Below are 13,843 nucleotides of genomic sequence, written 5' to 3' on the forward strand. Positions count from 1 at the left end.
AAAAAATTCACCTTTAAATTATACAAGCATATAGTATTGTATGGAGATTCCCCGCTCATAGGAATCTACCTTTCTATTTAAAAGCACACTAATAAGTGTGCTCTTTTTTATTTACCATAAAAAGAGAAATTTGATCACATTCCTATAAACATAAAAAAATATAAAAAATACAAATTTATAAATTCATTTATTGATTAAAAATAGGTGTTTTTCTTTATTAAATTAAATAATAATAACAAACCTTTTCTTCGTACAAACATATAATACTGTAAGGAACAGCATCCAAATGTTCCAAACACCCATGCCAAGAAATAAAACTACAAGCTATTTCTTGGCCCCTTTTACATAAAAAACAGAACTAATGTTTAAAATATACAAGCTGTTTCATACGTTACAAAAATTAATTATTAGAGGATCCTAAAAAACATCCCTCTCTTTCTTAATGCTATTTATGCTATATTTTTCATTCTTCAATTCACTCATCTATTCCCTTTCCTGGTCAAAAGTTATGAGAAAAGTAGGAATCACACTAAAATTAACAAAATATAATATATAAGACCAATTTTTAAACTACATAAAAAATTCATATAAAACTAGACTTATATCCCCTCACAATCCCTTTTAGACGAGCATAGGATATATTAACGAACGAAAGGGGGTCATATTATGGGGTTTGGTTTTGGTGGAGGTTGTGACTTTAACAGATGTAATAGTCATAGAGAGCAGCCTAGAAGAGAAGAGAATCAAAATAACAACAATAACGGTAGCCCAGAATTGTTACAATTTTTAAGAGCATTAACGCCTGGAACTTGTCTTGTTATTCAGTACGATTGTCAGCCGCCTACTAGTGCAACATTCCAAGGATTCCAAGGTAACAATGTAATAATCCTTTCAGATTTTGATTGTTTCCCTGGATTAGCACGTATTGCTATTAACAAAATTAACGTAGTCTCTGTAAATTCACCTGATTGTAATAATTTCTGTTGCAAACGTAAACACTGTAGAGACTGTGATCATGATTATGAAGTTTAGAAGAATAAAATTAAAATAATGAAATACCTTTCTTTTAATTTATAAGATACTTTTGCAAGAAAACACCTATTAATGAAAATAGGTGTTTTTCTTTTCCATTCCATTTAAATCGGCACTAACGTTGCTAATGATTTTCCTGTTCCTACAGGTGCTTAGATAATCATCATTTTTCTTATTTGTATCAAAAAATTCCGCTATAACTACAGCCATTAAACATTTGATTGTCTGACCTTATTTGTCTTATATATTTCTGTTAACTTTTTCTTAAATATGTTAAGGATTACGTCAGCTGTAGATCTCATACAATTACCCCCCTTGGAAAAATAATTAATTTTACCAAGGGACAAACATTTTCAAAATATATATAAATAATAGATATCTTTTTAGTTTATATCAGGATTCGCCAATTTGATTTGTACATATTAGCTACTAAAAAATGTCCACTTATCTGTCTTGATAAACAATTAGGTGGTTATGTAAATACAAATTTATTTCAAGGCTACAACTGCGAAACAATCATAAGATAATTTCTTATTAGATTCCGATTTTCCTTTTATTATACAAGAAATGCCCTATAGAATAGACTTTTTCAAGTGTCTATTCTATAGTGTACATTTTATACTATCGCTCCTTTTTATTTCTCTCAATATTTTATCAAAATAATTGAAAAGAACATTACCAATACATATTCATTTTATTTTTCTTTTAACACATATCAATAATACTAGGCATTTTCAAACCGTTTCAAATAACTGGTAGCGGACTTTTTTCTCTCCAGTAGCAATCTTTTTTCTCAGTAGCGATCTTTTTTCTCTTTGGACATCACTCTACATAACCCTCTTAAACATCTTCTCCAATTCATAAGTAGAATGATGCACAAGAATCGGTCTTCCATGCGGACATGTGTATGGGTTTGTTGTTGTACGAAGTTCTTCAAGTAAAGCAAATATTTGATCGTTCGTTAAATATTGATTCGCTTTAATCGATGCTTTACAGCTCATCATAATAGCTGCTTCTTCACGTAATTTTTTAATATCAACTTTTTTTAGTTTGACGACTTGCTCCATCATTTCATCGATAATTTCTGTTTCTTGTCCTTTCGGGAACCACGTTGGGTGCGAGCGGACGATAAAAGATTGATGGCCGAATTGTTCTAAGAATAGACCAACTTTTTTCAGTTCTTCTAGCTGCTCTTCGACACGTAAAAATTCAGTAAGAGATAAGTCAATACGGTACGGTACAAGTAGTTCTTGTACTTCTTGCGCTACCCTTCCTACTTTATCACGGAAATATTCATAGTTGATACGTTCCTGCGCAGCATGTTGATCAATCATATATAAGCCTTTATCATTTTGAGCAAAAATATATGTTCCATGCATTTGTCCAATTGGGTAAAGCGGTGGTAAGTCATTACCGTTCATTTCAATCTCTTTTATTTCCTGAACTTCTACTTCTAATTCCTCTAGTTCAAAATCCTCTTCGTTACTGTCCCACGATTTTTCTTCTCGAATCGGTTCTTCCATTATCGGTTTAGTAGATGTTTGCCAACTTTGCTCTTCTCTTACTAGCGACTGTGGTGGTTGCCATTCTTGCTTCGGTGGTTGCCAATGTTGTGCTGGTTGTTTCACAGCCTGCGGTTCTTCTTGTTTTTCATCCATACCAGTCGGTAAAACGATGTCCGGCATGGATGATTCTTTCGGCTTCGCATGCTCAAACTGGAATTGTTCTTGCACACTTTCATCTTTTTCTTTTTTCTTCGTTGTTACACCTGCATCTGGGATGAGCTGTATTTTTTTGAATGCAGCTTGCAATGTTTCTTCGATAAGCTTTAGCAATTCTTGTTCTTTACTAAAACGAACTTCTAATTTCGCAGGATGTACGTTAACGTCAACAAGCATTGGATCCATTTCAATCGATAAAAATCCGATTGGATATCGTCCGACTGGCAGTAATGTATGATATCCTTGCTGAATTGCTTTCATTAATACAAAGTTTCGAACGTAACGGCCATTTACGATTGTTGACATATAATTTCGAGATGCTCTCGTTACTTCTGGTAATGTTACATAGCCTGTAATTGTGAAATCTAAAGATTCAGCTTCAATCGGAACAAGTTTCTTCGCAACTTGAATGCTGTAAATCGATGCAAGTACTTGTCTTACATCACCATTACCTGACGTATGAAGCAATTTTTTTTCATTATGAAACAGCTTTAACGATACTTCTGGATGTGACATTGCAATACGATACACAATATCTGTAATATTCCCAAGCTCTGTATGAATGGTTTTCATATATTTTAGACGAGCTGGTGTATTAAAGAATAAGTTTTGTACTGTAATATCTGTTCCTTTTCGGCTCGCTGTTTTTTCTTGTTTTATAATGTCTCCACCTTTAATAATAAGGTGTGTACCAGGTGCATCACCTGTGCTAGTGATTAATTCTAATTCACTAACTGAGGCGATACTCGGCAATGCCTCACCACGGAAACCGAGTGTTCTGATGCGAAACAGATCGTTTTCATCTTTAATTTTACTTGTCGCATGTCGTTCAAAAGCTACGATGCAATCTTCTTCTGCAATGCCATCTCCATTATCAATGATGCGAATTTTCGATAAACCAGCTTCTTCTAAGTGGATTTCAATAGATGTACTATTCGCATCGATAGAATTTTCCACAAGTTCTTTTACGACTGAAGCAGGACGCTCTACTACTTCTCCTGCCGCAATTAAGTTAGAGAGTTGGTCATCGAGTTTGCGAATTTTCCCCATCTACTTACTCATCCTTTCTTTAACTTTTTCTGTAAGCGATACAGTTCGTTCATCGCTTCTAAAGGCGTCATATCAAGTAAATCAATTTTTTTAATTTGCGCCAGTACTGCTGTTTCTTTTTGATCTAACGCAAGCTTGTCTTGTTTCTTCGAAGACTGTTCTCCTCCAAAGAAAGATAGTTGTGATTCTTCCTCAGTCTCTACTTTCGCCTCTGGTACTTCTACTGGCTCTTCTTTTACAACTACAGGTTCTGGAATAACTTCTTGCTCCTGCACTTTCACTTCTACACGCTTTGGAATAATAATTTCTTCTTGTCCTTCTAGTTGTGCTAACACTTCTTTCGCACGGGCAATTAAGCTATCTGGAAGCTCTGCAAGTTGCGCAACGTGGATTCCGTAACTTTTATCTGCTGCTCCATCTTGAATTTTATGAAGGAATACTACTTTACCATTCTCTTCAATTGCTGAAACGTGTACATTTTTCAGTTGATCTAAACTTTCTTCTAGCACCGTCAATTCATGATAATGCGTAGAGAATAACGTTTTCGCACCAATTTGGTCATGAATATGTTCAATGATTGCTTGCGCAAGTGCCATACCATCGTACGTAGATGTACCACGTCCAATTTCATCAAATAAAATTAAACTTCTTTCTGATGCGTTTGCAATTGCATTTTTCGCTTCTAACATTTCAACCATAAATGTACTTTGACCTGAAATTAAATCATCTGCTGCACCAATTCTCGTAAAGATTTGATCAAATACAGGTAATACTGCTTCTGTTGCTGGTACGAAACAACCGATTTGCGACATAACAGTTACAAGTGCTAATTGTCTCATATACGTACTTTTACCAGACATGTTCGGTCCTGTAATTAAAAAGACATCCATCTTCTCTGGCATAATACAATCATTCGGTACATACAATTTCCCGTTCAATACTTTTTCAACGACAGGATGACGACCATCCTTAATAAAGATTTCACGCTTCGTTGTTAGTACAGGTTTTACAAACTGTTCTTCTTCACTAACTGTCGCAAAACTTTGCAGTACGTCTAATTCACTAATTACTTTTGCTAAATGTTGTAATTTCGGAATAAATACTTTTACTTCTTCACGAAGCGCTGTAAATAAATCGTATTCTAGTTGTACAATTTTTTCTTCTGCTTCTAAAATTAACGTTTCTTTTTCTTTCAGTTCATCTGTAATGAAACGTTCAGCATTAGCAAGCGTTTGTTTTCGTTCGTAGCGGCCTTCTGGAAGTGCTGCAAGATTCGCCTTCGTCACTTCAATGTAGTAGCCGAAAATACGGTTGTACCCGATTTTTAACGATTTAACTCCTGTAATATCACGCTCTCGTTTTTCAAGCTCAGCGATCCACGTTTTTCCGTTTTTACTAACGTAACGATATTGATCAAGCTTGTCATTATAACCGTCTTTAATAATATCTCCATCTTTAATAGAAAGCGGTGGGTTTTCTTGAATACTTCTTCCTAGTAATTCAGTTAAGCTCTCACATGGATCCGCCCCTTGAATTAACCTTGCTGCATAAGCATTATCTAACAAACTAATCGCTTCTAAAATAGCTGGTACTTGAAGTAAAGATCGTCTTAACTGTAATAAGTCCCTTGCATTGACATTACCAAATGCAACTTTTCCTGCTAAACGTTCTAAATCATATACTTCTTTTAATTTTTCTTTTAAATCTTCACGTAAGAAGTAATCATTTACAAATGTTTCAACCATTTCTAAACGCTCTTCAACTTTTTCTTTCTGAATAAGTGGACGTTCCATCCACTGTTTTAACATACGACCACCCATAGCTGTTTTTGTTTTATCCAATAGCCATAATAATGATCCTGTTTTTTCTTTCGTTCGAAGTGTTTCTGTCAGCTCTAAATTTCGCTTTGAATGCACATCAATTTTCATAAATTGATTCGTATAATAAATTTCTACAGGTTGTAAATGATCTAATGAACGTTTTTGCGTTCTTATCACATAGTTAAATAAGCGTCCAATCGCTTTAATTAACTTTGCTTGCGAAACATTTTTCACAAGATGTTCTAATCCTTCAGGAATTGCCGTTGCATCTTCATATGAAATTGTCATTTTTAACGTTTCAGTTAATTTATTTAATTCATCTTTAGAAAATGAAGAATCTACAACAATTTCTTTCGAACCAGTTGCATACACTTCCAATAAAATATCTTCTACTGAACCAGTTAACAACGTTACTGTATTTTGTCCAGTCGTTAAATCATTACAAGCTAAAGCATATGATCCATCTTCAAAATGTGTTAATGCGGCTAAGAAATTGTTTTCTTTCTCATCAATTGTACGCCCTTCCATCATCGTTCCTGGCGTAATTAGTTGTACTACTTCACGGCGCACTACACCTTTAGCTGTTTTTGGATCTTCCACTTGCTCACAAACAGCAACTTTATATCCTTTTTCAACAAGTTGTTCAATATAGTTTTTAGCTGCATGATGCGGTACACCGCACATCGGTATACGATCACTACTGCCACCATCTCGGCTCGTTAATGTAATCTCAAGCTCATGAGCTGCTTTTACAGCATCCTCAAAGAACATTTCATAAAAATCGCCTAAGCGAAAAAATAAAAAGGCATCTTGATAATCTGCCTTAACCTTTAAATATTGCTGTATCATAGGGGTATATTGCGTCATACTTTTCCTCCATAATTCTTACATAATAATCTATATTCATATATGTCGCATTTCACGAACATCCATATCTCCTATTTCAGGAGTCTTTCTTCATTATAACATATTTCATAAAGAATCATGTTCATTCAGCGCCACTTATATAAAGTAAAAAGCTAGGAAGAACTTCTCCCTAGCTTTCTATTACTCTTCTTCTGCATCAACGATAAAGTTCGGATCTAATTCTTCAAATTCATCATCAGCAATTTGAAAATCATCATCTGATTCTACGCAGCCTTCAGGATTTACACTTACACAAATTTTCGTTTCTCCAACTACTTCTGTTACAAATTCACGTTCTACAGTTACAACAATTTTATTACCGTTTGGTGATACAAGCGCTTCTAAACAATTTGGTGGCTGAATAACACGAGCAATAATTTCTAAATCGTCACCAGAAAAGTTTTTATCACGATAACCAATGCTTACTTCGTCCGTGTAGTTCACACGTTCTGTTACAACTTCAGTCTTTGTATTTCCATCAAATGAATACCAAGTGTTCACATCATAGAAACCTTCAATTTCCACATGCTTCCCATTCTTTCTTGCTTCGTACGAGTGGTTAATTACCCAGCACCCTAAAATACTTGTTGGTTCATTATTCGATTCACATGTATGCGTTGACTTTGTATACTTACGTCCTTTTCCAACCACTGCTTTTGTAATAATCTCTCTAAATTCGGACATTCGTAACCCTCCTCAATCACTATTCACTTAATCATATGCGTGACAATAGCGGAATGTGTCATTCTTTTTTTTGAGAAGAACTTACGTTTAATCCACAAAAAAAAGAGATGTCAATATGACATCTCTTTAACAACCACAATTTCCTTTTTTACTTTCTACCGCTGCGCCAGTTTCACCCTTAAGTACATCGCCACCAGTTGAAATTAATATTTCATCTGTTACGTTGTTAGAAATTGTACTAGCAACTAACTGTAATAAGTCATTTACGTATGTTTGTGAAGATTTAAATTCTTGTACGACTGGAATACTGTCTAACTTATCTTGCAATGCATCAATTTCAGCTTCTACCTTTTTTAAAGCTTCCCATTTCCCGTAATGTTGCAAGTTTACTGCTTGTTTTTGCAGTGCTTTAATTTCATCGATTGCGCGCTTTACATTTTCATTTTTATGAATTTGCGCCTCTGCTTTCTTAAAAAAATCAACCTCTTCTGTTTCAGAAATCATTTTTGCTAATTCTTTCGCTTGTTCAACAATTTCATCTTTCGAATATGCTTTCATCAATTATTTCACCTCAATCGGCTCTTCAACTAATTCCCCGTTAAGAGACCAAGTTTTTGCTTCCGTTACTTTTACTTTCACAAGCTGACCAATTAAAGATTTTGAAGCGACGAAGTTTACAAGTTTATTCGTACGAGTATAACCTGCAAGTACTTCCGGATTATTTTTACTTTCCCCATCAACTAACACTTCTACAATTTGACCTTTATAACGACTATTCTTTTCAATTGCCAACGTATTTACTAGTGTATTTAAGCGTTGAAGACGTTCTTTCTTTACTTCCATCGGTACATTATCTTTCATTTTTGCAGCTGGTGTACCTTCGCGAGGAGAATAAATAAATGTAAAGGCAGTATCAAATCCTACTTCACGATATAACGACATCGTTTCTTCAAATTGCTCATCTGTTTCATTTGGGAAACCAACGATAATATCTGTTGTTAATACTGCATCTGGAATTGCTTCTTTAATTTTTCTTACAAGTTCTAAATAATGCTCACGCGAATATTTACGCGCCATAATTTTCAACATATCTGTACTTCCAGATTGAACTGGTAAATGGATATGTTCTACTAGGTTGCCACCTTTGCCAAGTACTTCAATTAAGTGATCATCGAAATCACGTGGATGGCTCGTTGTAAAACGAATACGGGCTATATCAACTTTACGAAGTTCGTCCATTAAATCACCAAGACCGTATTCTACATCTTCAAAGTCTTTACCATATGCATTTACGTTCTGTCCAAGTAATGTAATTTCTTTATAACCATTCGCAGCTAAGTGACGAATCTCTTGGATAATATCTTCTGGACGTCTACTTCGCTCTTTTCCGCGTGTATACGGTACAATACAATACGTACAGAACTTATCACAGCCATACATAATATTTACCCAAGCTTTAATATCACCACGGCGTACTTTCGGAAGGTTTTCAATTACGTCCCCTTCTTTTGACCAAACTTCAACTACCGTTTCCTTCGAGAACATCGCATCTTTTAGAATGTACGGTAATCTATGAATATTATGCGTTCCAAACACCATATCTACATGCTGATTTTTTTGCATAATTTTATTTACAACAGATTCTTCTTGAGACATACAACCACATACACCAATTAAAAGGTCCGGATTTCTTCGTTTTAATGACTTTAAATGGCCTAGTTCACCAAACACTTTATTTTCAGCATTTTCACGAATCGCACAAGTATTTAATAAAACTACATCTGCATCCTCAGTTGAAAAAGTTGGTTCATATCCAAGCGTTGTGAAAATACCTGCCATTACTTCCGTATCATGCTCATTCATTTGACAACCATATGTACGAATATAGAACTTTCTTCCTGTACCAAAATTACGAAACTCTTCAGGTAAGCCAAAATCCCGTTCAATTTTAACTTCTTCTTTCCCTCGCTTTTTCGCATCCTTTAAGGAAGGTGGTTGATATACACTTTCAAAGTATTTACTATAATCTTTCTCTTCTTTTTTCGTAGAGGAATTTGCTTGTTGACTTGCTAATCGTTGTTGCTCGTTCATCGGTAATCTCCTTTCACCCTTAACTATACACACTCTATAGTCCATTTTAATGCGCTTAGACTCACCTCAAAAATGGTTAGATAGCTTGGAGATAACTTGTCCTTTGAAACTTGAGTAATCAATCTAATCATTCATAAGAATGAAGTCTTCCCCACGCAAATAGACATTCCCTTTTTATTATTTCTTGTTGTCCTACCCAAAAGCATATTGCTTTATCCCTATAAACATTACCATAGTATGACGTGTTTCGCCAATTTTAACAATCCAGAGGCCCTTTATTATCTTACATTTCATAAGCAATGAACTTGCCATTTTCATACAACGATTTACATATTATTTTACCATTCTGAATTTTCTAAGTAAATAAAACTACCCTATATTTTTTGCACATAAAAAAAGGTTACCAAATCGGCAACCTCCTCTTCCTACATTACATAAATTCAGCAACAAGCTCATCAAACATTTTCTGATCCATATTTAAATCAGATTTCACTAAAGGCTCTTCACTATAGCCTTTAACAAGTTCTTGATATGATGGTTGCTTAGTATTTTGATAAATTAAACCTGTTACTAAACCGTTATTTTCCATTAACGTTTGCATAGCCATCATGCGATTAGATGGATCATATCCCTCTACTGTGCTTAGTTTCGTTAAGTTCTCTTTAAACCAATCGTAAGTATTTACTTTATTGTAAGTAACACATGGGCTAAATACGTTAATTAATGAAAATCCTTTATGGTTAATACCAGCTTCAATAATTTGTGTTAATTCTTTTAAATCACTCGAAAAGCTTTGCGCCACAAATGTCGCACCAGCTGTTAAAGCCATTTCCATTACATTTAGTGATGGTTCAATTGAACCTTGTGGTGTGCTTTTCGTTTTAAACCCAGCTTCACTACGTGGTGAAGTTTGCCCTTTTGTTAACCCGTAAATTTGGTTATCCATTACGATGTACGTAATGTCGATATTACGACGAATAGAATGGATTGTATGTCCCATACCAATCGCAAATCCATCACCGTCACCACCTGAAGCGATAACTGTTAAATCACGATTTGCCATTTTCACACCTTGTGCAATCGGAAGGGCACGACCATGAATACTATGCACACCATACGAATTAATATAACCTGAAATACGGCCTGAACAGCCGATACCAGAAATAACAGCAAGTTCATCTGGATTTAAGCCAACGTTAGCTGCCGCACGTTGAATTGCAGCTTGCACCGAGAAGTCTCCGCAACCTGGGCACCAGTTCGGCTTTACACTGTTACGAAAGTCCTTAAATGTTGCCATTTAATACAACCCCTTTTTTGCATTCGTTGTAAATCTCTTTCGGCAAGAATGGGTTTCCATCATATTTTAAAAGACTAGAAATTTTCTCACCATTACCAAGATTCATTTTCATAATGTTAGCAAGCTGACCTGTTGCATTGTTTTCTACTACTACAACACGCTTCGCCTTTTTCACAAGTGGATCGATTTCAGCTGTTGGGAACGGGTGAATTAAACGCACATGAGCATGGTTTACTTTCATACCCTCTTGTTCTAAACGCGTCATTGCCTCTTCGATTGCACCACGAGTTGAGTTAAATCCAACAAGCAATACGTCTGCTTCTTCATGCTTAACATTTTTATAAACAGGGGTATTAAACTTCAAGTTCTCCATTTTACGGAAACGTTTGTCCATTTGATCTTTACGATTTATTGCTGATTCAGATGGTTTCCCAGTTTCATCATGTTCTACACCTGTAACATGGTGAACACCATTTTTCATACCCGGTAAAACACGCGGCGAAACGCCATCTTCTGTTACTTCATAACGCTTGAAGTATGCTTTATTTTCACGTTCTGGTAATTCCGCTTCTAAATCAAGCTTACCACGACGAATTTCCACTTTATCTAATTTAAGTGGTTCTACTGTTTGTTTTCCTAACGAAAGCTGTAAATCTGTTAAGAAAATAACAGGAACTTGATATTCTTCAGATAAGTTAAATGCTTCTACAATGTCATAGAAAGCTTCTTCAACTGTACTTGGCGCCATTACGATTTTTGGAATTTCACCATGCGTACCGTAAATCATCGCCATTAAGTCAGACTGTTCTTGTTTCGTTGGTAATCCCGTACTTGGACCGCCACGTTGTGTATCAACAATTACTAATGGGGTTTCTGTAATACCTGCTAAACCAATTGCTTCCATCATTAATGAAAGACCAGGACCAGCAGATGCAGTTAATGTACGAACACCTGCATAGTTTGCACCGATTGCCATTGTACAAGCTGCGATTTCATCCTCAGTTTGGATTACTGTTCCGCCGACTTTCGGTAATTTTTTAATTAAGTATTCCATAATTTCTGATGCAGGTGTGATTGGGTATGCTGACATAAAACGAGCACCACCAGCTACCGCACCAAATGCGATTGCATCGTTTCCAATCATAAACATGCGTTTTTTACCATCAGCTTTTTCAAGCTGCATCATGTTTACTTTCTCACCTAGTAATTCTTTCATATATTGAGAGCCGCGTTTAATTGCGTCCATATTCTTTTGAACGACTTGCTCTCCTTTACGACCAAAGATTTCTTCAACAACATCTAAATAAGCTGTTTCGTCTAATCCTAATACTGCACTTGATGCTCCAACAGCAACCATGTTTTTCATTAATGATGTGCCTAATTCTGAAGCAATATCTGTAAACGGTATCACATATAGATTTACATCTGTATTATCAGGTATTGTTGGATTAAATTTCGCATCCGCAACTACAATTCCACCTGGACGTAGTTCGTGGAAGTTAAAATCAATTGTTTCTTGGTCAAAAGCAATTAAAATATCTAAATCATCTGAGATCGCTCGTACTTCTGTTGTACTTACACGAATTTTATTATTTGTATGGCCGCCTTTTATACGTGATGAGAAGTGGCGGTAACCGTATAGGTAATATCCTAATCGGTTTAATGCAATACAGAAGATTTCTCCTGTACTTTCAATTCCTTCACCTTGTTGGCCTCCAACTTTCCATGAAAGTTGACTAATCATCTCCTACACCCCTTTTGGCTGCATTCATTGTAGTGTATTTTTTTACAGTAATAGTTTAGCATTTTTTATGCAAATAAACTACAACGGACGCAAATTATGCCTCTTCTGATTTCCCTGAATCTTTAGTATAAAGCTATTTTGTTTTTCATTCTAGTATTAGGTCTTAAAAAAAGCAATAAAATCAAATGAATTATTTTTGATTATTCTGAATTTTAAACCAAAAACTTAAAAACTCATATGTTCAACAAAATTATCATATAAAAATCTTTCTACAGTAGATGCAGCATAGTATTTATAAAGCTCATTCATGACATTTTCATAATCTCCATAGGCAGATACATTGACAACCGTATCTACAATCCCATCAAAATCTGAACCAAACCCTATATTGTTTTCTCCACCTAGCGAGCAAATATATTCGATATGTTTTACTATATCTGTTATATTTGCTTGTCTTTCACTTATTAGAAACTGCGGTACAAAAGTAACACCGATTATGCTATTTCTCTGTATAAGCGCTTTAATTTGTTCGTCATTTAAATTACGTGGATGCTCACACAGTTTATAACAATTTGAGTGGGATGCAATTGGGTTATTTGCAATTTCTATCACATCCCAAAAACTTCTCTCATTTAAATGTGATAAATCCGTCCATAAGTGCAAAGTATTCAACTCTTGTACAACTTGTCTACCAACAGTAGTTAAACCTGCTCCACGCGTCTCTAGCGCCCCATCAGCTAACAAATTCGCATAGTTCCATGTTAATCCGAAAGAACGTACACCTAACCGATAAAACAAACGTAATTTCATCGCTTCTTTACCAATTGCTTCGCACCCTTCTAACGTTAATAGCGCGCCAATCTCGTCTTGTTTTAATCTATTTATATCCTCTTTCGTTCGGATAAATCTCACACCTGGTAGCGATAGAATTTCATTATAAAAAATATCTATCATTTGTAATGCCGCTTCAAATCGTTTTTCATACGCCACTGTTTCTGGCACATATACAGCAAAACATTGTATACTTCCTTTTCTTTCTTTTAACTGTTCAAATGTAATATGTAATTGCGGATCGTTTTTAAAATTCTTTTTTCCCTTTGCACTCCATAACTGAAAGAGCACATCACAATGAGCATCAAAAATTTTCATTTTCATTCCTCCATTATAAAAACAACCTGTTTGCATACTGCAAACAGGTTGTTTAAACTTAACGAGGTTCTACAATTAATTTTATTGCTGTACGCTCTTCGCCATCAATCATAATATCTGTAAACGCTGGGATACAAATCAGGTCCAAACCACTAGGCGCTACAAATCCTCTTGCAATTGCTACTGCCTTTACCGCTTGGTTCAATGCACCTGCACCAATAGCTTGAATTTCTGCTGTTCCGCGTTCGCGAATAACACCTGCAAGTGCACCAGCTACAGAATTAGGGACCGACGTTGCTTTAACTTTTAATATTTCCATTCCGCGTTTCCTCCTCGTTTCTTTAAAAAG

10 protein-coding genes are annotated in these 13,843 nt (G+C 35.3%); 1 reads left to right on the plus strand and 9 read right to left on the minus strand.

Annotated features, from left to right (window positions below; all coding sequences use genetic code 11):
- Positions 1 to 666: 666 nt before the first annotated feature.
- On the plus strand, positions 667 to 1,032 hold the full coding sequence (locus JFU02_RS10125; RefSeq protein WP_201071012.1) for a hypothetical protein: 366 nt from the start codon (positions 667 to 669) through the stop codon (positions 1,030 to 1,032).
- A gap of 827 nt (positions 1,033 to 1,859) precedes the next feature.
- On the opposite strand, the gene mutL is transcribed toward JFU02_RS10125, so the two are convergent.
- The 9 genes from mutL to spoVS form a co-directional block, all read right to left on the minus strand.
- Positions 1,860 to 3,803: a DNA mismatch repair endonuclease MutL gene (gene mutL / locus JFU02_RS10130; protein WP_061666407.1), complete on the minus strand. Its 1,944-nt coding sequence runs from the start codon at positions 3,801 to 3,803 to the stop codon at positions 1,860 to 1,862.
- Between the two features lie 8 nt (positions 3,804 to 3,811).
- Entirely contained in the window at positions 3,812 to 6,490 is a 2,679-nt protein-coding gene (gene mutS / locus JFU02_RS10135) for a DNA mismatch repair protein MutS (RefSeq protein WP_000195992.1), read from the minus strand.
- A gap of 180 nt (positions 6,491 to 6,670) precedes the next feature.
- Positions 6,671 to 7,213, minus strand: coding sequence for an outer spore coat protein CotE (gene cotE / locus JFU02_RS10140; protein ID WP_001288799.1), 543 nt, complete (start codon positions 7,211 to 7,213; stop codon positions 6,671 to 6,673).
- 126 nt (positions 7,214 to 7,339) lie between these two features.
- On the minus strand, positions 7,340 to 7,771 hold the full coding sequence (locus JFU02_RS10145) for a YlbF/YmcA family competence regulator (RefSeq protein WP_000649387.1): 432 nt from the start codon (positions 7,769 to 7,771) through the stop codon (positions 7,340 to 7,342).
- Positions 7,772 to 7,774: 3 nt separating this feature from the next.
- Positions 7,775 to 9,304 carry a tRNA (N6-isopentenyl adenosine(37)-C2)-methylthiotransferase MiaB gene (gene miaB / locus JFU02_RS10150; RefSeq protein ID WP_001005392.1) on the minus strand — a complete coding sequence of 510 codons (1,530 nt, stop codon included), beginning with the start codon at positions 9,302 to 9,304 and terminating at the stop codon, positions 7,775 to 7,777.
- Positions 9,305 to 9,734: 430 nt separating this feature from the next.
- Complete coding sequence (locus tag JFU02_RS10155; RefSeq protein WP_000190155.1) at positions 9,735 to 10,601, minus strand: 2-oxoacid:ferredoxin oxidoreductase subunit beta; 867 nt, start codon at positions 10,599 to 10,601, stop codon at positions 9,735 to 9,737.
- Positions 10,588 to 12,345: a 2-oxoacid:acceptor oxidoreductase subunit alpha gene (locus tag JFU02_RS10160; protein WP_000625417.1), complete on the minus strand. Its 1,758-nt coding sequence runs from the start codon at positions 12,343 to 12,345 to the stop codon at positions 10,588 to 10,590. Before JFU02_RS10160 ends, JFU02_RS10155 begins: the two co-directional genes overlap by 14 nt.
- A 225-nt stretch (positions 12,346 to 12,570) precedes the next feature.
- Positions 12,571 to 13,530 carry a dipeptidase gene (locus JFU02_RS10165; RefSeq protein WP_003307701.1) on the minus strand — a complete coding sequence of 320 codons (960 nt, stop codon included), beginning with the start codon at positions 13,528 to 13,530 and terminating at the stop codon, positions 12,571 to 12,573.
- A gap of 22 nt (positions 13,531 to 13,552) precedes the next feature.
- Positions 13,553 to 13,813 carry a stage V sporulation protein SpoVS gene (gene spoVS, locus JFU02_RS10170; protein ID WP_000404341.1) on the minus strand — a complete coding sequence of 87 codons (261 nt, stop codon included), beginning with the start codon at positions 13,811 to 13,813 and terminating at the stop codon, positions 13,553 to 13,555.
- Positions 13,814 to 13,843: the final 30 nt, after the last annotated feature.

It is taken from the genome of Bacillus sp. TH13 (genome assembly GCF_016651175.1).
Lineage (GTDB): Bacteria > Bacillota > Bacilli > Bacillales > Bacillaceae_G > Bacillus_A > Bacillus_A thuringiensis_S.

Coding starts and splice junctions, on each gene's coding strand:
- mutL (WP_061666407.1), bottom strand. CDS start 3,803: ATGGGGAAAATTCGCAAACTCGATGACCAACTCTCTAACTTAATTGCG.
- JFU02_RS10165 (WP_003307701.1), bottom strand. CDS start 13,530: ATGCAAACAGGTTGTTTTTATAATGGAGGAATGAAAATGAAAATTTTT.
- JFU02_RS10155 (WP_000190155.1), bottom strand. CDS start 10,601: ATGGCAACATTTAAGGACTTTCGTAACAGTGTAAAGCCGAACTGGTGC.
- JFU02_RS10160 (WP_000625417.1), bottom strand. CDS start 12,345: ATGATTAGTCAACTTTCATGGAAAGTTGGAGGCCAACAAGGTGAAGGA.
- cotE (WP_001288799.1), bottom strand. CDS start 7,213: ATGTCCGAATTTAGAGAGATTATTACAAAAGCAGTGGTTGGAAAAGGA.
- JFU02_RS10145 (WP_000649387.1), bottom strand. CDS start 7,771: ATGAAAGCATATTCGAAAGATGAAATTGTTGAACAAGCGAAAGAATTA.
- mutS (WP_000195992.1), bottom strand. CDS start 6,490: ATGACGCAATATACCCCTATGATACAGCAATATTTAAAGGTTAAGGCA.
- spoVS (WP_000404341.1), bottom strand. CDS start 13,813: ATGGAAATATTAAAAGTTAAAGCAACGTCGGTCCCTAATTCTGTAGCT.
- miaB (WP_001005392.1), bottom strand. CDS start 9,304: ATGAACGAGCAACAACGATTAGCAAGTCAACAAGCAAATTCCTCTACG.
- JFU02_RS10125 (WP_201071012.1), top strand. CDS start 667: ATGGGGTTTGGTTTTGGTGGAGGTTGTGACTTTAACAGATGTAATAGT.